This is a genomic window from Achromobacter sp. DH1f (assembly GCF_000633435.1).
Classification (GTDB): Bacteria; Pseudomonadota; Gammaproteobacteria; order Burkholderiales; family Burkholderiaceae_B; genus Achromobacter; species Achromobacter deleyi.
The window spans coordinates 73,760-91,971 of sequence record NZ_AYMF01000008.1 but is presented as its reverse complement, the minus strand read 5'-3'; the positions used below and the strand labels follow the sequence as shown (position 1 = coordinate 91,971).

The 18,212-nt window shown below is 67.4% G+C and carries 21 protein-coding genes; 5 read left to right on the top strand and 16 right to left on the bottom strand.

Annotation, left to right across the window (positions count from 1 at the left end):
• Positions 1–12 precede the first annotated feature (12 nt).
• The 6 genes from U858_RS0106890 to surE form a co-directional block, all read right to left on the bottom strand.
• Positions 13–765, bottom strand: a complete 753-nt coding sequence (locus tag U858_RS0106890; RefSeq protein ID WP_025136434.1) for a TorF family putative porin — start codon at positions 763–765, stop codon at positions 13–15.
• A 382-nt stretch (positions 766–1,147) separates the two neighbouring features.
• Entirely contained in the window at positions 1,148–1,759 is a 612-nt protein-coding gene (locus tag U858_RS0106885) for a periplasmic heavy metal sensor (RefSeq protein WP_025136433.1), read from the bottom strand.
• Between the two features lie 157 nt (positions 1,760–1,916).
• A complete protein-coding gene (locus U858_RS0106880; RefSeq protein ID WP_025136432.1) occupies positions 1,917–2,696 on the bottom strand; it encodes a 3'-5' exonuclease in 780 nt (259 codons plus the stop codon).
• Positions 2,693–3,556, bottom strand: a complete 864-nt coding sequence (locus tag U858_RS0106875; RefSeq protein WP_025136431.1) for a peptidoglycan DD-metalloendopeptidase family protein — start codon at positions 3,554–3,556, stop codon at positions 2,693–2,695. Before U858_RS0106875 ends, U858_RS0106880 begins: the two co-directional genes overlap by 4 nt.
• Before the next feature lie 17 nt (positions 3,557–3,573).
• Positions 3,574–4,398 (bottom strand): protein-L-isoaspartate(D-aspartate) O-methyltransferase, encoded by an 825-nt coding sequence (locus U858_RS0106870; RefSeq protein WP_025136430.1) that lies wholly within the window; start codon positions 4,396–4,398, stop codon positions 3,574–3,576.
• Complete coding sequence (gene surE / locus U858_RS0106865) at positions 4,383–5,141, bottom strand: 5'/3'-nucleotidase SurE (protein ID WP_025136429.1); 759 nt, start codon at positions 5,139–5,141, stop codon at positions 4,383–4,385. Before surE ends, U858_RS0106870 begins: the two co-directional genes overlap by 16 nt.
• 196 nt (positions 5,142–5,337) lie before the next feature.
• On the opposite strand from surE, the gene plsY reads away from it, so the two are divergent.
• A complete protein-coding gene (gene plsY, locus U858_RS0106860; RefSeq protein ID WP_025136428.1) occupies positions 5,338–5,979 on the top strand; it encodes a glycerol-3-phosphate 1-O-acyltransferase PlsY in 642 nt (213 codons plus the stop codon).
• Between the two features lie 117 nt (positions 5,980–6,096).
• Here the strand turns inward: plsY and tsaD are convergent, their stop codons facing one another.
• Complete coding sequence (tsaD, locus tag U858_RS0106855) at positions 6,097–7,131, bottom strand: tRNA (adenosine(37)-N6)-threonylcarbamoyltransferase complex transferase subunit TsaD (RefSeq protein WP_025136427.1); 1,035 nt, start codon at positions 7,129–7,131, stop codon at positions 6,097–6,099.
• Between the two features lie 107 nt (positions 7,132–7,238).
• Between tsaD and U858_RS0106850 the strand changes: the two genes are divergently transcribed.
• Complete coding sequence (locus tag U858_RS0106850; RefSeq protein WP_025136426.1) at positions 7,239–8,531, top strand: NCS2 family permease; 1,293 nt, start codon at positions 7,239–7,241, stop codon at positions 8,529–8,531.
• Positions 8,532–8,600: 69 nt separating this feature from the next.
• On the opposite strand, the gene U858_RS0106845 is transcribed toward U858_RS0106850, so the two are convergent.
• Complete coding sequence (locus U858_RS0106845; protein ID WP_025136425.1) at positions 8,601–9,095, bottom strand: DUF2938 domain-containing protein; 495 nt, start codon at positions 9,093–9,095, stop codon at positions 8,601–8,603.
• An 81-nt stretch (positions 9,096–9,176) separates the two neighbouring features.
• Between U858_RS0106845 and U858_RS0106840 the strand changes: the two genes are divergently transcribed.
• Positions 9,177–9,629 (top strand): helix-turn-helix domain-containing protein, encoded by a 453-nt coding sequence (locus tag U858_RS0106840; RefSeq protein ID WP_025136424.1) that lies wholly within the window; start codon positions 9,177–9,179, stop codon positions 9,627–9,629.
• Here the strand turns inward: U858_RS0106840 and U858_RS0106835 are convergent.
• Positions 9,624–9,980, bottom strand: coding sequence for a VOC family protein (locus U858_RS0106835; protein ID WP_025136423.1), 357 nt, complete (start codon positions 9,978–9,980; stop codon positions 9,624–9,626). The genes U858_RS0106840 and U858_RS0106835 overlap by 6 nt on opposite strands.
• A gap of 112 nt (positions 9,981–10,092) precedes the next feature.
• Positions 10,093–10,896, bottom strand: a complete 804-nt coding sequence (locus tag U858_RS0106830) for a helix-turn-helix domain-containing protein (protein WP_025136422.1) — start codon at positions 10,894–10,896, stop codon at positions 10,093–10,095.
• Positions 10,897–11,145: 249 nt separating this feature from the next.
• On the opposite strand from U858_RS0106830, the gene U858_RS0106825 reads away from it, so the two are divergent.
• Positions 11,146–12,138: an LLM class flavin-dependent oxidoreductase gene (locus tag U858_RS0106825; protein WP_025136421.1), complete on the top strand. Its 993-nt coding sequence runs from the start codon at positions 11,146–11,148 to the stop codon at positions 12,136–12,138.
• 149 nt (positions 12,139–12,287) lie between these two features.
• Positions 12,288–12,662, top strand: coding sequence for a co-chaperone YbbN (locus tag U858_RS0106820; protein ID WP_006388150.1), 375 nt, complete (start codon positions 12,288–12,290; stop codon positions 12,660–12,662).
• A gap of 59 nt (positions 12,663–12,721) precedes the next feature.
• On the opposite strand, the gene U858_RS0106815 is transcribed toward U858_RS0106820, so the two are convergent.
• The 6 genes from U858_RS0106815 to U858_RS0106790 all read right to left on the bottom strand — a co-directional run bounded on the left by U858_RS0106815 (position 12,722) and on the right by U858_RS0106790 (position 18,161).
• Positions 12,722–13,309, bottom strand: a complete 588-nt coding sequence (locus tag U858_RS0106815; protein ID WP_025136420.1) for a YigZ family protein — start codon at positions 13,307–13,309, stop codon at positions 12,722–12,724.
• Between the two features lie 54 nt (positions 13,310–13,363).
• Positions 13,364–14,191 (bottom strand): transporter substrate-binding domain-containing protein, encoded by an 828-nt coding sequence (locus U858_RS0106810; protein WP_025136419.1) that lies wholly within the window; start codon positions 14,189–14,191, stop codon positions 13,364–13,366.
• An 8-nt stretch (positions 14,192–14,199) separates the two neighbouring features.
• Positions 14,200–14,973 (bottom strand): ABC transporter permease, encoded by a 774-nt coding sequence (locus tag U858_RS0106805; protein WP_025136418.1) that lies wholly within the window; start codon positions 14,971–14,973, stop codon positions 14,200–14,202.
• Positions 14,970–15,968, bottom strand: a complete 999-nt coding sequence (locus U858_RS0106800; protein ID WP_025136417.1) for an ABC transporter substrate-binding protein — start codon at positions 15,966–15,968, stop codon at positions 14,970–14,972. Before U858_RS0106800 ends, U858_RS0106805 begins: the two co-directional genes overlap by 4 nt.
• Before the next feature lie 74 nt (positions 15,969–16,042).
• A complete protein-coding gene (locus U858_RS0106795; protein WP_025136416.1) occupies positions 16,043–16,813 on the bottom strand; it encodes an ABC transporter ATP-binding protein in 771 nt (256 codons plus the stop codon).
• A gap of 130 nt (positions 16,814–16,943) precedes the next feature.
• Positions 16,944–18,161: an MFS transporter gene (locus tag U858_RS0106790; RefSeq protein ID WP_025136415.1), complete on the bottom strand. Its 1,218-nt coding sequence runs from the start codon at positions 18,159–18,161 to the stop codon at positions 16,944–16,946.
• Between the last annotated feature and the right edge of the window lie 51 nt (positions 18,162–18,212).

Genomic DNA, 18,212 nt, shown 5'->3' with positions numbered 1-18,212 from the left:
ATAGATGGGAAATCAGAACGAGCGCGACACCGAGAACACCGCCCCCAGGCGGCCCGACGGATGGCCGTACTTGGTCGGCAGCCAGTTGTCCTTGCTGGCGCCCACCGCCGCCAGGCCCAGTACCCAGCCCTTCAGGTCCTTGGTGACGCCCAGCTTGTAGTCGACGTAGCCGCTGATGGAATCGCCGTCCATGTTCACCTGGTTCTTCAGCTTCTGGTAGCCGACGTGGCCGACCAGGCCCCAGCCGTCGCCCAGGTCGAAGTTGGCGGTGCCGTCCAGGTACCAGGTGCCCTTGCTGTCCGGCGTGCTGAAGAAGTCGCTGGGCGTGTACGAGTACTTGAGGGTGTAGTTGGCGTAGGTGCCGGCCAGGTACAGGTCGGTGTTGTTGTAGTTGCCGCCCTTGGGCGAGCTGGAACCCGGGTAGTAGTAGTGCAGCACGCCGGCATCCAGCGTGAAGCCGCCGCCCACGTCGCCCTTCCAGCCGCCGTAGAAGTCCATTTCCAGGTTGCCGTCGGTGAAGACGAAGTTGGACACATTCGAGTTCCAGTTGCCCAGATAGAAGCCGGAACTGTGGGTCAGGTCGATGCCCAGTTGCGCGGCCGGACGGAAGTCCGTCTGCGAATAGCCGCGGAAACGGTAGTCGCTGGCGATCGTGGCATTGCCGCTGAGCGAAAAACCGCCGCCCAGGTCGGTAGGTTCGGCCTGCGCCGTCGCAGCAAAACAAGCGGCAAGCACAGCGGGCAAGGCTAGCAACGTCTTCTTCATGGTGCGGTGTCCTGATCGGATTTAACGAGGAGGAGGATGGCCAGAGACGCATCCGTCAGACCGGTCTTGCAACGGCGGGTAACCGGGTCTCTTTCCTTCAAGCAAGGTCCGTGCCAGGTTTCAATTGCGTGTCGAAAGGCTGGCGGCGCGCTGAAAGCGCATGGCGCGCGCACCGCGCTGGTGCGTCGTGGCGCGCTCGCAGGCAGCCGTGCATCAAAGTGGGGCCTGCGGGCCAGGCCAACCCGCGGGCAAAAAGAAACCCCGGCATGCGCTCGGCAGGCCGGGGGTGGGAACCGCATCCTCGTTCAGAGGATGGCCGGGCGCTGTGCACCCGGCGGCGAGCGCCGCGGGGGTGGTGTCAGCAGCGCCGGGTTGGCTGCACTTAGTTGGCAGCGGGAGGCGCGGGCGGCGGCGGGGGCACCGCGCCCGGGGCGTTGGCCGGGCCCTTGCCATGACGGCCTTCCATCTTGGCATGGCGTTCCTGCATCTTGGCCTGGCGTTCCTTGACCAGCTGGGTCACCTGAGCGCGCTGGGCGTCGTTCAGGCTATCCCACACGGCCAGCCATTGGTCGCGCACCTGCTTGGCCTGCGAACCGAATTGTTCGCGCGACTTGTCGGTCTGGTCGACCAGGGCATGCGGGTCGAGCTTGCCGGCGTCCAGCTGCGCCTTGAGCAGGTCGTGGCGTTGGCCGCCCGACGTGCGCATGGCGTCGCGCAGGCCGCGTTGGCCGTCTTGCGCCGTCTTGAGCAGGGCTTGCTGCTTGTCGTCCAGCTTGAGCTGGTCGACCTGCGCCTTGGACACGGGGCCCAGGCCCGGGATCCACAGGCCGTCGCGCATGCCCTTGTGGAAACCGCCACCGTGGCGGCCTTCGTGCATCGCAGCGGGCCCGCCATCGGCAGGCGGAGCCGCCATCACGGTGCCGGCCAGCAAACCGCCCGAGGCGGCGACCATGGCCAGAGCAGCCAAGTTGGAGCGGATAGCGAATCGGGACATGTAGGTCTCCTGAAAGTGAAGAAAGCGAGGCCATTGTGCGATCCGCCCGGTTTCATCCGGGTTTCGCCTGCGCAAGCTATGTTTCAGTCGATTGCGTCTGTCCAGACGTGCAAACGGAGCCCGCGGGCTCCGTTGTCGTGCAGCGCGAACGTGCAATTCAGCTGGCGTCCCATGCCGCCAGGTATTCCTTCCAGTGCGGCGCATCGCTGGCCGACAGCGTGTCGCGCACCAGCGCGATCTCGGCGTCGTAGGCGGTGCGGTCAAGCTCGCCGCGCAGGAAACGAAAGCGGCAATACACCAGCCAGGTGTTGACCACGTCGGTTTCGCAATAGGCGCGCACTTCGTCGGCGCGGCCGCTGCTCCAGGCTTCCCAGACCTTGCTGCCGTCCATGCCCAGCTTGCCGGGAAAGCCGCACAGCTTGGCCAGTTCGTCGAGCGGCGCGTTGGCGCGGCCGTTGTACTTGGCCAGCACGTCCATCAGGTCCAGGTGGCGATTGTGATAGCGCGAGATGTAGTTGTTGAACTTGAAATCGCGGTCTTCTTCGCCCATGTCCCAATAGCGCGGCGCGGGCACGCCCTGGATCAGGCTGCGGTAATGCAGCACCGGCAGGTCAAAGCCCGAACCGTTCCAGCTGACCAGCTTGGGCGTGTAGCGTTCGATGGTCTTGAAAAAACCCGCCAGCAAGGCGGCCTCGGGGTCGTCGGCCTGGCCCAGCGTCTTGACGCGAAAGCCCTGGTCGTCGCGAAATACGCAGCCCACCACCGCGACCTTGTGCAGATGCAGCGGCAGGAAGTCGTGGCCCACGGCCTCACGGCGAGCCGTGAGCGCGCGTTCGACGACTTCCTGGTCGGGCACGTCGGCGCCCCAGCCGTTCAGCTTGCGCAGGCCATCCGCATCGGGAATGGTTTCAAGGTCGAAAACCAGGGTGGGCGTCATTTGGTGGGCAGGTACTGCATCGGGTCCACGGGCGTGCCCTGGCGGCGGATCTCGAAATGCAGGCGCGGCGACGTGGTATCGCTTTGGCCGATTTCGGCGATCTTGGCGCCGCGCTTGACGTCCTGGCCGGTCTTCACGAGCAGCGTGCGGTTGTGCGCATAGGCCGTGATGAAGCCATTCTGGTGGTTCACGATGATCAGGTTGCCCAGGCCGCGCACACCGTTGCCGCTGTACATGACCTTGCCATCCGCCGCAGCGGTGACCGGGTCGCCCAGCGCGCCGGCGATGTCGATGCCTTTGCTGTTGTTGTTGAAGCCCTGCATGATCTGGCCGCCGGCCGGCCAGGCCCAGTTGATGACGCTGGCATCGGCCGCGCGCGCAACAGGCTTGGTCTCAGTGGGCGTGGTGGCAGCCGGCGTGGGCGGCGGCAACGAGGCCACGGCGGTGCCGGACGTATCGGCCGGCTGGTCCAGCGGACGCGGCTGCGCCTTGGCGCTGGCGATGGGCGCGGGTTGCGCCACGCCACCCGAACCGCCGGACATCTTCAGCACCTGCCCGACCGAAATCTGGTTGGGGTCGCTGAGGTTGTTCCAGCGCTTGACGCTTTCGATGTCCACGTTGTTGGCGCGGGCGATCTTGTAGAGGGTGTCGCCCGGCTTGACGACATAGCTGCCGCCGGGTTGCGCCGAGGCGGACGGCTGGCCGCCAGCAAGGTCGACGACCGGGGCGCGAGTACCTTTTGATGCGCAGCCGGCCAGGATGGCCAGGCTGAGAACACCGGCCACGAAAATCGGGCGGCGCAGGCGCGTCATGGACACGCCCATGGTCAGATCGGTCAGTTGCAACTGCCCGTTGAGCATACGTTTCTCCTGTTTGCTCAAGATTGTATTCCGGCACGTAGCGGCACAAAGCGCACGGCCTCTAATTCAGTACGTTTCCAGCTGGCCGCGCCGGTGCGTTCGATGAGCACCAGGCGCTGGTTCGAGCCCCCTTCGGGAGCGATCAGGCGCCCCCCCGGCGCGAGCTGCGAGAGCAACGCTTGCGGGATGGTCAGGCCAGCGGCAGCCACAACGATAGCATCGAACGGCGCCACGCCGGGCAGGCCCAGCATGCCGTCGCCATAGATCAGGCGGATGCGCGTGGTGAGCCGCAAGGCGCGCAGATGCTCGCGCGCCAGCTCGTAGAGTCCGCGGATGCGTTCGATCGAATGGACCTCGCGCACGAACTGCGCCAGCACCGCGGCCTGGTAGCCGCAGCCGGCGCCGACTTCCAACACGCGGGTGGGCGTGCGGTCTTCGCAGATGGCGGCGATCATGCGGGCCACCACCCAGGGCTGCGATATGGTTTGCGAATGGCCGATAGGCAGCGCCGCGTCTTCGTAGGCGCGGCTGGCCAGCGCTTCGTCGACGAACAGGTGGCGCGGCACGGCCGCCATGGCATTGAGCACGCGTTCGTCGGTGGCCCCCTGGCTGCGCAGGCGCTGCACCATGGCCTGGCGCAGGCGGTCGGAATTCAGGCCGAGATTGCCGCCGGATGCGGGCGTGGGCGTCTTGGCCTGGCTTTGCAGGGTGGCGGCCGACACCCGGGTGTTGCTGTTGGCGGGCGTGACGCCCGGGCTGAGCCGGCCGGAGTCATAGCGGACCGGGCTGGGCCGCCCGGGCACCGCCTGCGAGACGTCCGGCTGGCTTATGCGTCGACGCATAGCGGCTCCGCCCAGGTCCGGATCTCGTCAAGCTGGCTGTGCTGGGTCAGGTCGAGCCGCAGCGGCGTGACCGACACCATGCCCTGCGCCACCGCATGAAAGTCGGTACCCGGCGTGGCATCGGCGGCCTGCCCCACCGGACCGATCCAGTAAACCGGATCGCCGTACGGCGTGGTGGTGCGCACCACCGGCTGCGACGGATGGCGCTTGCCCAGGCGCGTGACCTGAAAGCCATGCATGTCGTCAAAGCGGCGGCTGGGAATGTTGACGTTCAGCAGCACCGGCGCGGCCAGGGGCTGCGCCAGGTGGCGTTCGACCACCAGGCGGGCGGCGCGGGCGGCCGATTCGATGTGTTCCCAGCCTTTTTCGGCCAGGGAGAAGGCGATGGACGGGATGCCGAACAGGTAGCCTTCACTGGCGGCGGCCACGGTGCCCGAATAGAGGGTGTCATCGCCCATGTTGGCACCGTTGTTGATGCCGGACACGACCAGGTCGGGGCGGGTGTCCATCAGGCCGGTCAGGGCCACGTGGACGCAGTCGGACGGGGTGCCGTTGACGGCGATGAAGCCGTTGGAGGCCGTGCGCACCGACAGCGGACGGTTCAGCGTCAGGGAATTGGACGCGCCGCTGTGGTTGGTCTCGGGCGCGACGACGGTGAGGTCGCCCAGGCCCTGCAGCGCCGCGACCAGCGCCTCTAGGCCGGGGGCCGAATAACCATCATCGTTCGAAACCAGAATTCGCATTGTGCATCCGAAAGAAAATAAAACGCGGGTGAACCGGCTGGATTGTACCGTCCGCAGGCGTCGCCCGGATGGCCCCGCGCCAATCTGTCCCGCTTTGCCCCATCGATAACCCGAATCCGGCCCGGCCAGCCGGCGAGGTAGAATCCGCAGCCATCAAGATCCACAACATCACAACGACAACGGACACTCACCCCCTATGGCGATCACCGAACCCTCCCTGGCGTTCACCGCGGCGCTCATCCTGCTGGCCTACCTGATCGGCTCCGTGCCCTTCGCCGTGGTGGTCAGCAAGCTCATGGGGCTGCAGGACCCCCGCAGCTACGGTTCGAAGAACCCGGGCGCCACCAATGTGCTGCGTACGGGCAACAAGACTGCCGCCGCGCTGACGTTGCTGGGTGACGCGGCCAAGGGCTGGTTCGCCGTGTGGTTGGCCGAGAAGCTGGCGCCTGGCATTGCGCCCTGGCCGCTGGCGGCCGTCGTCGTGGCGGCCTTCCTGGGCCATCTGTACCCGATTTTCCTGGGGTTCAAGGGCGGCAAGGGCGTGGCCACTGCCCTGGGCGTGCTGGTCGCGATCCAGCCCTGGCTGGCGGTCGCCACCGCGGCCACCTGGCTGATCATTGCCATCTTCTTCCGCTATTCGTCGCTGGCCTCGCTGGTGGCGGCCTTTTTCGCCCCGGTCTATTACGTGTTCGGCTCGGGCATGGCCTGGTACGCCCAGCCCGCCCTGGGCGTGGCGCTGGCGGTCATTGGCGTGCTGTTGTTCTACCGTCACCGCGCCAACATCACGCGCCTGGTGCAGGGCACGGAAAGCCGCATCGGCGGCGGCAAGAAAAAGTAAGTCGTGACATCCGGACGCCCCTGAGCGGGCGTCCCAGCCTGTCGTCCTGACAGGCGCCCCTAGCCGGCCGTCCTGACAGGCCGTCCTGACAGGCCGTCGCCTTCCCCACCACTCGCTTCAGGCGATGTCCGCCAGGTCCCAGCGCGGCCGGATCGTGAACGAATGCGCATCCGGGTCCAGCGTCACCAGCCCCGCCTTGACCCGTTCGGCCGCCGCGAAGGCGATCATCGCGCCGTTGTCGGTACACAACGCCAGCGGCGGGAAATAGGCCTGCGCTTTCAGGGGCTTGAGCGCCGCGGCCAGCTTGGCGCGCAGCAACTGGTTGGCGCCCACGCCACCTGCCACCACCAACCGGCGCAGTCCGGTCTGTTTCAAGGCGCGAATCGACTTGGCGGCCAGCACGTCCACGATGGCGGCCTGGGTGGCCGCGGCCAGGTCGGCGCGGGTCTGGTCGTCCAGCGCACCGGTCTGCTGCTCGGCCGCCTTCACCCGGGTCAGCACGGCGGTCTTCAGGCCGCTGAAGCTGAAATCCAGGTCGCCGCTATGCAGCATGGGCCGCGGCAGGTCGAAACGGCTGGCGTCGCCGCTGGCGGCCAGGCGGGCCAGCGCGGGGCCGCCGGGGTAACCCAGGCCCATCAGCTTGGCCGACTTGTCGAAGGCCTCGCCCGCAGCATCGTCCAGGGTTTCGCCCAGCAATTCATAGCGCCCCACCCCGTCGACCCGCATCAGCTGCGTATGGCCGCCGGACACCAGCAGCGCCACGAAGGGGAATTCGGGCCGCGGGTCGGCCAGCATCGGCGACAGCAGGTGGCCTTCCAGGTGATGGATGGGAATGGCGGGCAAGTGCCGCGACCAGGCGAACGACTGCGCCACGCTGGCGCCCACCAGCAGCGCGCCGGCCAGGCCCGGGCCGGCGGTATAGGCCACCGCGTCGATGTCGGACATGGCCAGGCCGGCCTCTTCCAGCACCTGGCGGGTCAGCGGGACCACGCGGCGGATGTGGTCGCGGGAGGCGAGTTCAGGCACCACGCCCCCGTATTCCTGGTGCATGGCGATCTGGGTGTGCAGGGCATGCGCGAGCAGGCCGCGTTCCGTACAGACGGCTGCGACGCCCGTTTCATCGCAGGAACTTTCAAAGCCGAGAATAATCATGGCGGCAGAGTTTACAACTGATGCGAAAATACGCCCGTTTACAAATATTCGAGGGCGCCCACGCCCTCACCCGACAACCTGAGCCTGCAAGCACCCTGGGGATAAGAATGCTGGAGAAGCTATTCAAGCTGCGTGAACACGGCACGACCGCGAGAACCGAAATCGTGGCCGGCCTGACGACATTCCTGACCATGTCGTACATCATCTTCGTGAACCCGGACATCCTGTCGTCCACCGGCATGGACCGCAGCGCCGTGTTCGTGGCCACCTGCCTGGCCGCCGCGCTGGGTTCGCTGGTGATGGCGCTGATCGCCAACTGGCCGATCGGCATGGCGCCCGGCATGGGCCTGAATGCGTTCTTCGCGTTCACCGTGGTCAAGACCATGGGCTACACCTGGGAACAGGCGCTGGGCGCCGTGTTCATCTCGGGCGTGATCTTCCTGATCCTGACCATCTCCGGCATCCGGGTCTGGCTGGTCAAGGGCATTCCGCATTCGCTGCGCAGCGCCATCGCCGCGGGCATCGGGCTGTTCCTGGCCATTATCGCGCTGTCCAGCGCCGGCATCGTGGTGGCGCACCCCGCCACCAAGGTCACCCTGGGTGACCTGACCGCGCCGGGGCCGCTGTTCGCCATCCTGGGCTTTTTCATCATCGCCTCGCTGGACGCGCTGCGCGTGCGCGGCGCGATCCTGATCGGCATCCTGGTGGTCACCGTGCTGTCCATGGCGCTGGGCCACAACGAGTTCAAGGGCATCTTCGCCGCGCCGCCCAGCCTGGCGCCGACGCTGTTCAAGATGGACATCCTGGGCGCGCTGCACACCGGTTTCGTGCACGTCATCCTGGTGTTCGTGCTGGTCGAAGTGTTCGACGCCACCGGCACGCTGGTCGGCGTGGCCAAGCGTGCGGGCCTGATGCCCGAAGGCCGCCCCAACCGCCTGGGCCGCGCCCTGTTTGCCGACAGCACCGCGATCGTGGCCGGCTCGATGCTGGGCACCAGCAGCACCACCGCCTACGTCGAAAGCGCCTCGGGCGTGCAGGCTGGCGGCCGCACCGGCCTGACCGCCCTGGTCGTGGCCCTGCTGTTCCTGGCCGCGCTGTTCATTTCGCCGCTGGCCGGCGCCGTGCCCGCCTACGCCACCGCACCCGCCCTGCTCTACGTAGCCGGCCTGATGATGCGCGAACTGATCGACATCGACTGGAACGACGTCTGCGAAGCCACACCGGCCGCGCTGACTGCGCTGGTCATGCCGTTCACGTACTCCATCGCCAACGGCATCGCCTTCGGTTTCATCAGCTACGTGGTGCTCAAGACGGCCACGGGCCGCGTGCGCGACGTGCATCCGGCGACCTGGCTGGTGGCGATCCTGTTCGTGATCCGCTACGCGTTCTTCCCGGAATAAGCACGTAGCGCCGATAACAGCCGCCGCGGCCCGACGCAGGGCCGCGGCGGCTTTTTCATGGCGCGCCGATCAGGCCCATACGCGGTTGAGCAAGAGGGCGGCCCAATACATGCCCAGCCCGAACACCGCATGCGTGGCCACGCTGCGCAGGCAGTTCTTCAGCGGCGTCGGCGTGCGCGACGACGCGAATCCCGCGCCCAAGGCCGGCTGCATGACAAACAGCGGAACCGCCACCGTCACGATGCCCACGAGCAGGGCCGGCAAGACGGTGGGCACCGCCAGCCATTGCACCCCGAAAATGCCCACCAGCAACGCCGCGAATGCGATACCCACCGCGTAGTGAATGGCCCAGCCCAGCGGCGCTTCGCCCGTGATCGGCTCGGCCCGGCCGATGCTGGCATGCGTGAACCGGCCCCGGGGCAGATGCCCCGCCCACCGCCCGACCAACGCGTAATTGAGCGTGGGCATGCCCAGGCCCTTCTGGATCATCGACCACACGTCCATGACGGCCGTTGCGCCGACGCCGACCAGAATCACCTTCACAACCTCGTCCATCCCTGCCATGCCCATTCCTTTTCCGTTGATGAAGCCAACTCGTGCAGGCATGATAGAAGTTGAAGTCAACTTCAAGTCAATGGGTAAGACATGGACATTTCCGAAGTCGCCCGGCGCACGGGCATGGCGGCCTCTGCGCTGCGTTACTACGAAAAGCAGGGCCTGATCTCGGCGACCAGCCCGGCCGGCCAGCGGCGGCGCTTTGCGCCGGACGTGCTGGACCAGTTGGCGCTGATCGCCCTGGGCCAGGCCGGCGGCCTGTCGCTGGAGGAAATCCGGGCGATGCTGTCGCCCGGCGGCGTGGTGCAGGTCGACAGGCAGGTGCTGCTGGCCAAGGCCGACGACATCGACGCCACCATCAAGCGCCTGCGGGCGATGAGCCAGGGGCTGCGCCATGCCGCGCAGTGCCCCGCCCCCAATCACGCGCAATGCCCCAACTTCCAGCGCTTGCTCAAGGCGGCGGCGAAAGGCCGCCTGAAGCAGAACACAACGGCCGCCCCAGGCAGGCCAAAGCCGAAGGCCGCAACGCGTTCGGCGTTATGACGCGGCGGTCCAGACGGCCAGCTCGTAGCCGTCGAGGTCGGTGAACTGGAACCGGCGCCCGCCAGGAAAGCCGAACACCTCGCGGCTGATGCGGCCGCCCGCCGCCTCGACGCGCCGCTGCGCATCGGCCAGGTCGTCGGCGTACAGAATCACCAGCGGGCCACCGGGGCGCACGGGCTCGCCCGTGGTGAAGCCGCCGGTCAGGCGGCCATCGGTGAACTCGGTGTAGGTCGGGCCGTAGTCGGTGAACGTCCAGCCAAACGCATCGCCGTAAAAGCGCTTGCTGCGCGCGATGTCGGCGACGTTGAATTCGATGTTGTCGATCTGATGGTTCTTGCCGGCGGCGCTCATGCGGGTCTCCTGCGGAAAATGAGGGGAACCCGGATGATCCTCGAAATGGCGCGCCGCGTCTTGAACAAAACGGCCATGCCCCGATCGCCCCGATCACCCGCCTGATGCCCCGCTAGCCGCCCGCTTGCGCCCGCAATTGCGACGGCGTCATGCCGCATAGCGCCTGGATTTCGCGGCTAAGGTGAGCCTGATCCGCATACCGGGCCTCGGCGGCTAGCGCGGCCAGGCCCGCGCCCGGCGCTTGCCGCAACAGGCCGAGAAAGCGTTGCAAGCGCAGGATGCGTTCCAGCATCTTGGGTCCATAGCCAAAGTGATCCAGGCTGAGGCGGCGCAGGCTGCGTTCGCTGAGTTCCAGCCAGCCGCCGACGCGGCCCCCGGACGGTTCGGACGCCGCCGCGAAGCCGCGAAACAGCGCCGCGGCGTGTACCGATGGTGCCTGTTGCGCCCTCGCCTCAAGCATCAGGCCTTGCTGCAACGCGCCCATCTGCGCATCCGGCGTGGCCGCATCCTGCAGGCGCCGCGCCAGGCGGCCTGCGCGGCCATCGCCCCACAACGCATCCAGCCCCACTCGGCTGCCCACCAGTTCAGACAGCGGCACGCCTAGCCAGCCGCGGGCGGCGCCGGGCTGAAAGCGCAACCCCAGCACCCGCGCGCCAGGCGCCAGCTGCGGCCTGGCGGCCACCACATCCGGGCCGACCACGCTCAACTGACCGCCCGCCCAGAGGATATCCACGCAGCCGTCGGGCAGCACGGCCACATCGCCGCCCTGCCCAGGCGCCAGTTCGCTCGACCAGGCGCACAGGAAATGCGCCCGCAACGGGGCTGAAGGCGGGGCCTCGCGGTAGGTGCCGGTCAGGCCGGCGACGGGGGGCGGGTCGTCCTGATCGCGAGGGGCGGTGCGCGGGTTGCGGCTCATGAAACGTGTCCGAAAAAGGCGCCAGGGACGAGGGAGTGACCACTATACCGGTACGGCTGCCCTGCCTGTCCGCCTGGCGAAACAATCGCCGCCATTGACGCCCGCTATCAACCCGCCCATCCGCATGGTTGCTGGCGGACACGGTTGAAATCGCCGATACACTCCCCATGTATATAGGACTATGGAGTCAACTTTGCGCCGCTATCCGATGGTTTCTTCCTGTTCCGCCTTCTGCGCCGAGCGTCGCGCATGAGCACCCTGGCCCGCATTCCCTTTTCGGTGCTGGACCTGGCCCCGATCGTGCAAGGCCGCGATGCCGCCGACGCCTTCCGCAACAGCGTCGCGGTGGCGCAGCACGTCGAACGTCTGGGCTACAAGCGCTTCTGGCTGGCCGAGCACCACAACATCAACGGCGTGGCCAGCAGCGCCACGGCGGTGCTGATCGGCCATATCGCTTCGCACACGAAGACGCTGCGCGTGGGCTCGGGCGGCGTGATGCTGCCCAACCATGCGCCGCTCATCATCGCCGAACAATTCGGCACGCTCGAAACCCTGTACCCCGGCCGCATTGACCTGGGCCTGGGCCGCGCGCCCGGCAGCGACGGCGCCACGCAGCATGCGCTGCGCCGCGGTCCGCGCAGCGGCCTGGAATTTCCGGCGCTGGTCGAGGAATTGCGCGGTTTCCTGGCCGCGTCGCGGCCCGGCCAACCGGTGCGCGCCATTCCCGGCGAAGGCCTGGACATTCCCATCTGGCTGCTGGGCTCCAGCGATTTCAGCGCCCGCCTGGCCGCAGAACTCGGCCTGCCATTCTCGTTCGCCGGCCACTTTTCGCCGGAAGGCATGGCCGCAATGCGGCTGTATCGCCACCTGTTCAAGCCGTCGGAAACGCTGGCCCGCCCCTACGCCATGATCGGCGTGCCGGTGGTGGCTGCCGAAACCGACGAAGCCGCCCGGCGCCAGGCCACCACGCAGCAGCTCAAGTTCCTGTCGCTGGTGCGCGGCCACCGCTTGCAGTTGCAGCCGCCGGTGGACAGCATGGACGGGCTGTGGAACGAATGGGAGCGCGAGGCGGTCAATCAACGTCTGGGCGCGGCCATCGTGGGCGGCCCCGAAACCGTCAAGCGCAGGCTCGAAGCCCTGGTTGCCGAAACCGAAGCCGATGAAGTCATGATCGTGTCCGACTTCTACGATATTGCCGACCGCCTGCGTTCGTTCGAGATCGTCGCGTCGATCAAAGCCTGACGCCAACCATTGCGACGCAACCGGTCCCCGCTCTACTATGGGCTTGCGGGTACCGGCAAGACCGCGTCGCCGAATCAGCTCCGGGGCAGGCAACCCCCGGATCTCTGACACCGACTTTTTTGCGCCGCGCCAGCGGCAAGGATTCCAAAATGAGTATTGTTGAACTCACCAAAGACAGCTTCCAGGAAGCCATTACGCCGGACGGCACCCTGATCGTGGACTTCTGGGCGCCCTGGTGCGGCCCGTGCCGCGGGTTCGCGCCCGTCTTCGAGCAAGCCGCCACCGAGCATCCGGACGTGACGTTCGCCAAAGTGAACACCGACGTCGAACAGGAACTGGCCGGCGCGCTGGGCATCCGCTCGATCCCGACGCTGATGGTCTTCCGTGAAAAGGTCCTCTTGTTCTCGCAACCGGGCGCCTTGTCGGGCGGACAGCTCAACGAGCTGCTGGCCAAGATCAAGGAAGTGGACATGGAAAAGGTCCACCAGGAAATCGCCGCGGCGCAAGACAGCCAGGACGCGTAAAGCACAAGGGCCCGCCAGGGCCCTTGTTGCATTTCACCTGGACGCATTCAGCCCGGCATTCAGCGCAATACTTCCCACGCCGCGCGGCCACGCGTGATGTTGGCGGCCGTGCTTTCCAGTTCGGCCACCGCCCCGCGCGGCACCGTGAAACGCAGCGTCACGCCGTCCTGCGTGAAGTCTTCCTGCTGTATCGATGCGCCGGCCTGTGCCAGCCGCGACTTCAGCAGCGGAAGTTCGGCAAAGCCGCAATGGCATGCGATGGTGGCCAGGTCCACCACTTCGGTGCGCGGACCGTTGCGCAGGCAATTGGCGGCGCAGCCGCCGTAGGCGCGCACCAGGCCGCCCGCCCCCAGCTTGACCCCGCCGAACCAGCGCACCACCAGCACCGCCACGCGGTCCATGTCCTGCCCTTCGATGGCTTGCAGGATCGGCCGGCCCGCGGTGCCGCCCGGTTCGCCATCGTCATTGAAGCGGTATTCCTGCCCAATGCGGTAGGCCCAGCAGTTGTGGGTGGCCTCGGGGTCGCTGTGCGCCGCGAAAAAGTGCATGGCCTCGTCGACGCTGGCAACAGGTGCGGCGTGGGCGGCAAAGCGGCTTTTCTTGATGTCTTCCTGGTGGGAACAGGCGGCGGTCAGCGTGTACGTCATAGCCCGGCATTGTAAGTGCTGGCGGGCGCCGGACCGGCGCTGGCCGGCACAATGTCAGCCGTGGCAGTCGGCCACTTCCTGATCCAGGTAGACGTCGAACGCCACGTCGCGCGCCCACTTGGCGGGCAGCGCCTTCCAGGCGCCGGCGCGCGACCACTCGCGCATGCGTTCGCCCAGCCAGGCCTGCGCCGCCGTGTCGGCGGCGGGCAGCAGCCAGACACGCTCGTGGCGCGCACCGTCGGCGGCCAGCGTGGCCGAGAATTTCTTCCATTCGGGAAAGCGCATCAGCGGTTCCCACACCGCATCGTCGACCAGGCCGATGTCGCAGCTGCCTTCGCGCACGGCCACCAACGCATCGGATGGCACGCGATAGGTGCGCACCACGGCGCCCCAACCTTGGGCCAGGGCCTGCGCCCCCACGGCGGCCTCGGCCATGCAGACGCTGCGCCCGCGCGCATCCGACGGCTGGCGCATGGCGGTATCGCTGCGGATGACGGCCTTGGGGCGCGCGGCATAGCCCGTGGGCAACGCTGCCACGCCCGCGGGCAAGGGGTTCTCCGCAGGCTGGCTGCGGTCGGCCAGCACCACGTCGACATCGCCCGCGGCCAGCAGGCGCGCGGCATCGGCCGGCGCCACCTGGCGCAGGCTGAACGGCAGGCCCAGGTCCTGCGCCAGCTTTTCCGCCATGGCGATGTCGAGCCCGTCCGGCGTGCGGATCTTGGCGCCGGCCACCGGCGCGGGCGCCAGGTACGGCACGCCCACGACCAGTTCGCCGCGCTGGCGTGCCGATGCCAGGCCGTCAGCCGCCGTGGTGCCGGCGGCGGCGGTGACGCAAGCCACCAGACCGGCGGCCAGCAGTGCCAGGGGAAAGCGGCGCGTCATCCCTGCCCTCACACGTATTGGTAGCGCAGCAACCGGTGCTTCAGGCGCTCGAGCACGAACTGGTCGATCACCGCGGCCAGCACGGCAATGACCAGGATGTTGGTCATGACGCCGGTCATGTCGGCGATTTCGCCCGAATACGCCAGCGAACGGCCCAGGCCCTTGCCGAAGCCGATCAGCATTTCGGCCGAGATCAGCGCGCGCCAGGCATTGCCGAACGCCAGTTGCGCGCCGGTGATCAGTTCGGGCATCACGGCCGGTAGATAGACCCGCTTGACCAGGCCCCACGGCGTGGCGCCCATGACACGGGCGGCCGACACGTGCACGCGCTGCACCGATTCGGTGGCGTTCATGACACTGAGCGCGGCCGGGAAGAACGCCGACAACGCCACCACCACGATGATGGGGGTGTTGCCAAAGCCCATCACGATCAGGAACAGCGGCACCCACGCAATCGACGGAATCGATTGCAGGATGACGATGGCGCTGCGCAGCACTTCACGAAAGAAGAACAGCACCGCGGCCACCAGGCCGAAGCCGATGCCCGCGGCCAGCGCCAGGCCATAGCCCGCGCCCAGCCGGCCCAGCGTGCCCATCAGGCTTTGGTGGAACGAGGACTTGCCCAGGTCTTCAACCAGCCGCCGCACCACGGCCGGCACGCCCGGCATCAGGAAATCGGGCAAGGCAAAGGCGGCCAGCTGCCATAGCGCCAGGATGAAGACGACGCCCAGCACGCCCGCCAGATGCTTGCGGGCGCCGGTGACACGAGTGGATGCGCTCAAAGCTTGCGAGCCTCTTGCCAGGACAGGTCGACGATGCTGGAAACGTCGTACGGCTTGCCGTCACGCGTCTTGAGCGAACCCTGGGCCTGCAGGATGTCGGCGATTTCCTGCATGCGGCGCGTGTCCTTGTCGGTCAGCTTGGGCGTGAACACCTGGGTGCTGATGGCTTCGGCAATGACGGTTTCGCGCGGCAGTTCGCCGCGATGCAGCGTCTTGAGCGTAGGCTCGGCGATGAAGTACGACGCGATCAGCTTGGAGGCCTGCGCGGGTTCCTTCTGCAACAGCGCGATGGCCTGGTTCTGCGCGTCCAGCGCCTTCCAGACGTCGTCTCGGCGCTTGGCCAGCGTTTCGCCCGAGGTGATCACCACCATGCACGGGAACGGCCAGGCCTGGCCCACTTCGTAGATCTGCTTGACCGGCGCCACCAGCTGCGCAATGCGGTCATAGGGTTCGAACAGGAACGCGGCGTCGACACGCTTGCCGACCAGCGACTGCACCGCCACCGCGGGGCTCACGCCCATCACGTTGACGTCGTCGGCGCCCAGGTTGCCCTGCTTGAGCACCACGCCCTTGAGCACCACGTCGGCGGTGCTGCCTTCGGCTTGCGAAGCCAGCGTCTTGCCCTTCAGGCCGGCGATGTCCTTGATGCCCGAATCGTCGCGCACGATCAGCGAGTGGTAGCCCTGCTGCGCGCCGCCCACCACCTTCAGGTCCGCGCCCTTGGACGCCCACGCGACCGCGTTGGTGAAGCCCAGCACGCCGATATCGAGCTGGCCGCCGACGATGGCCTTGATGAGGTCGGTGCCCGACTTGAATTCGATCAGCTCGGAATCCAGGCCGGCCTTCTTGTAGAAGCCGCCCTCTTGCGCCACGATCGCCTGCGCATCATCCATCACGCGCAGATAGCCGACGCGGAACTTCTCGGCGGCCATGGCGGGGGCCGCGGCCAACAGCGCCGCGGCGAGCGGCAGGGACAGCCATTGCTTGAATTTCATGGGAAATACTCCAGGGAATCAGGGATGGCCGGCGCCGCCAGGCGCCGTCCGCAAAACCGGAAAATAGAAAGGGATCAGGCCGCCAGCGCCAGGTCGGCGTGCGCCGCCGAGCCATCGACCGCAATGCCCAGCAGCCGCAGGATCTCGCGCTTTTCAGCGGCCAGGTCCGACAGGTCGTGGGTCTTGGTGCGGTGGGCCAGGTTGAATTCGCGCAGCACCCGGGCCGGACGCGGGCTGAACACCACGATGCGATCGGCCAGGAACAGCGCTTCGTCGACGTCGTGGGTGACCAGCAGCACGGTGGGCTTTTCCTGGGCGATCAGCTGGCGCAGCACGTCCTGCAAGGCCAGCCGCGTCAGCGCATCCAGCGCGCCAAAGGGTTCGTCCATCAGCATGGTCTGCGGCTGCGCGATGAAGGCGCGCGCCAAGGCCGCGCGCTGGCGCATGCCGCCAGACACCTGGTGGGGGTAATAGTGTTCGAAACCCGCCAGGCTGACGCGCGCCAGCCACTCGCGCGCGGCTTGGCGGGCGCGTTTCTTGGGGGTGTTCTGGAATTCCAGGGCCAGCGCGACGTTGTCTTCCAGCGTCAACCAGGGGTACAGCGCGTGTTCCTGGAACACCAGCGTGCGGCTGGGATGCGGGCCGGTCACGGGTTTGCCGTCGGCCAGCACCTGCCCTTGCGTGGGCTTTTCCAGGCCGGCGGCCAGGTGCAGCAAGGTGGACTTGCCGCAACCCGACGGGCCGACCAGCGCGACCAGCTCGCCGGTCTTGAATTCGCTGGAAAAGCCATCCACGACCGGCAGGTCGCCGAAGTGCTTGTGGACGTGATCGAAGGTCAGGTTCATGGAACGAATCGTGCGCGCGTGGGGAACGGGCCTAATCTAACAATTCGTTATATGAACTCCAACGATCAATATTGAATGTCTTTAAGACTTTCAGTTATATGAATAAGGGCGAGCGGCGCAGACGGGGCGCCTAGGCCGCCGCCTGGGCCCGGCTGGCGTGGCGCTGCAAACCATACGCAATCACGAAGCCCAGCAGCACCGCCACCGCCGCGGCCAGGAAGATGGCCGGATAGCCGAAGCCGCCCGAGATGTAGCCCGCCACCGGGCCGGTGGCGCCCAGCGCCAGGTCCAGGAAGGCGGAATACGCGCCCAGCGCCGCGCCGCGGCTGCCGGCAGGCACCCGTGCCACGGCTTCGACGCCGATGGCCGGAAACACCAGCGCGAAACCGCAACCGGTCAGGGCCGCGCCCACCAGGGCCGCGGTGGGATTGGGGGCCAGCCACAGCAGCGCCAGGCCCATGGCTTCGACCAGGAAAGACACCTGCGCGACCCGGAAGCCGCCGAACCGCGTGATGGTGCCGGCGAATAGCAACCGCACCCCGATGAAGGCGCAGCCGAATGCGCTGAGCGCGTGGGCCGCGCCTTCCCAGGAGAAACTGGCGTAGTACAGCGCCACGAAGGCGGCCAGCGTGCCAAAGCCCACCGACCCCAGGCCCAGCGCCATGCCGTGCGGAAACACCCGCAGCACCACGCTCTTGAACGCCATGCGGTGCCCGCCCACGATGGCCACCGGCGCCCGCGCCACCGCCAGCCCCAGCCCGGCCAGACCCAGCAGCAGCACGGCCCCGCCCAGGGCACCCATGCTCCATTCGGTTTCCAGGTACACGCCCAGCGGCGCTCCCAGCGCCAGGCCGCCGTAGGTGCAGATGCCGTTCCAGGAAATCACCCGCGCGGTGTGCAGCGGGCCGACCCGCGCAATGGCCCAGGTGGCAGACCCCGTGCCCACCCAGCTTTCGCCAAAACCCAGCGCCAGGCGGCTGACGATGATGGCGGACAGGCTGAGCCAGGCGCTGCGCTCGAACGCATAGGCCAGGAGCAGGAACACGCCGCTGGCCGCGCAGGCGGCCATGCCGATGACGACGGTCTGCTTGGGCCCCACCGTATCGGCCATGCGGCCCGCGTGCGACCGGCTGAGCAGCGTGGCCACGTACTGCACGCTGATCGCCAGCCCGGCCAGCACCGAACCGTAGCCCAGTTGCCCATGCACATAGCCGGGCAGCACGGCCAGCGGCAGGCCGATGGCGAGATAGCAGATGAAGGTGAAGAAGGCGATCGCGACAATGCGCGAGGTCAATGCGAACGTCCCGATCGGCGCGCCGTCGGGCGTAGTGTGGGGTGTGGGAGACATGGCTACCGGAGTGGAGCCTGGCGCGACAGAGATGCCAGGGTTTACCCGAAT

Excerpts from the sequence above, each read along its gene's own strand:
- U858_RS0106890 (WP_025136434.1), bottom strand. The coding sequence starts at position 765 with ATGAAGAAGACGTTGCTAGCCTTGCCCGCTGTGCTTGCCGCTTGTTTT.
- U858_RS0106885 (WP_025136433.1), bottom strand. The coding sequence starts at position 1,759 with ATGTCCCGATTCGCTATCCGCTCCAACTTGGCTGCTCTGGCCATGGTC.
- U858_RS0106880 (WP_025136432.1), bottom strand. The coding sequence starts at position 2,696 with ATGACGCCCACCCTGGTTTTCGACCTTGAAACCATTCCCGATGCGGAT.
- U858_RS0106875 (WP_025136431.1), bottom strand. The coding sequence starts at position 3,556 with ATGCTCAACGGGCAGTTGCAACTGACCGATCTGACCATGGGCGTGTCC.
- U858_RS0106870 (WP_025136430.1), bottom strand. The coding sequence starts at position 4,398 with ATGCGTCGACGCATAAGCCAGCCGGACGTCTCGCAGGCGGTGCCCGGG.
- surE (WP_025136429.1), bottom strand. The coding sequence starts at position 5,141 with ATGCGAATTCTGGTTTCGAACGATGATGGTTATTCGGCCCCCGGCCTA.
- plsY (WP_025136428.1), top strand. The coding sequence starts at position 5,338 with ATGGCGATCACCGAACCCTCCCTGGCGTTCACCGCGGCGCTCATCCTG.
- tsaD (WP_025136427.1), bottom strand. The coding sequence starts at position 7,131 with ATGATTATTCTCGGCTTTGAAAGTTCCTGCGATGAAACGGGCGTCGCA.
- U858_RS0106850 (WP_025136426.1), top strand. The coding sequence starts at position 7,239 with ATGCTGGAGAAGCTATTCAAGCTGCGTGAACACGGCACGACCGCGAGA.
- U858_RS0106845 (WP_025136425.1), bottom strand. The coding sequence starts at position 9,095 with ATGGCAGGGATGGACGAGGTTGTGAAGGTGATTCTGGTCGGCGTCGGC.
- U858_RS0106840 (WP_025136424.1), top strand. The coding sequence starts at position 9,177 with ATGGACATTTCCGAAGTCGCCCGGCGCACGGGCATGGCGGCCTCTGCG.
- U858_RS0106835 (WP_025136423.1), bottom strand. The coding sequence starts at position 9,980 with ATGAGCGCCGCCGGCAAGAACCATCAGATCGACAACATCGAATTCAAC.
- U858_RS0106830 (WP_025136422.1), bottom strand. The coding sequence starts at position 10,896 with ATGAGCCGCAACCCGCGCACCGCCCCTCGCGATCAGGACGACCCGCCC.
- U858_RS0106825 (WP_025136421.1), top strand. The coding sequence starts at position 11,146 with ATGAGCACCCTGGCCCGCATTCCCTTTTCGGTGCTGGACCTGGCCCCG.
- U858_RS0106820 (WP_006388150.1), top strand. The coding sequence starts at position 12,288 with ATGAGTATTGTTGAACTCACCAAAGACAGCTTCCAGGAAGCCATTACG.
- U858_RS0106815 (WP_025136420.1), bottom strand. The coding sequence starts at position 13,309 with ATGACGTACACGCTGACCGCCGCCTGTTCCCACCAGGAAGACATCAAG.
- U858_RS0106810 (WP_025136419.1), bottom strand. The coding sequence starts at position 14,191 with ATGACGCGCCGCTTTCCCCTGGCACTGCTGGCCGCCGGTCTGGTGGCT.
- U858_RS0106800 (WP_025136417.1), bottom strand. The coding sequence starts at position 15,968 with ATGAAATTCAAGCAATGGCTGTCCCTGCCGCTCGCCGCGGCGCTGTTG.
- U858_RS0106795 (WP_025136416.1), bottom strand. The coding sequence starts at position 16,813 with ATGAACCTGACCTTCGATCACGTCCACAAGCACTTCGGCGACCTGCCG.
- U858_RS0106790 (WP_025136415.1), bottom strand. The coding sequence starts at position 18,161 with ATGTCTCCCACACCCCACACTACGCCCGACGGCGCGCCGATCGGGACG.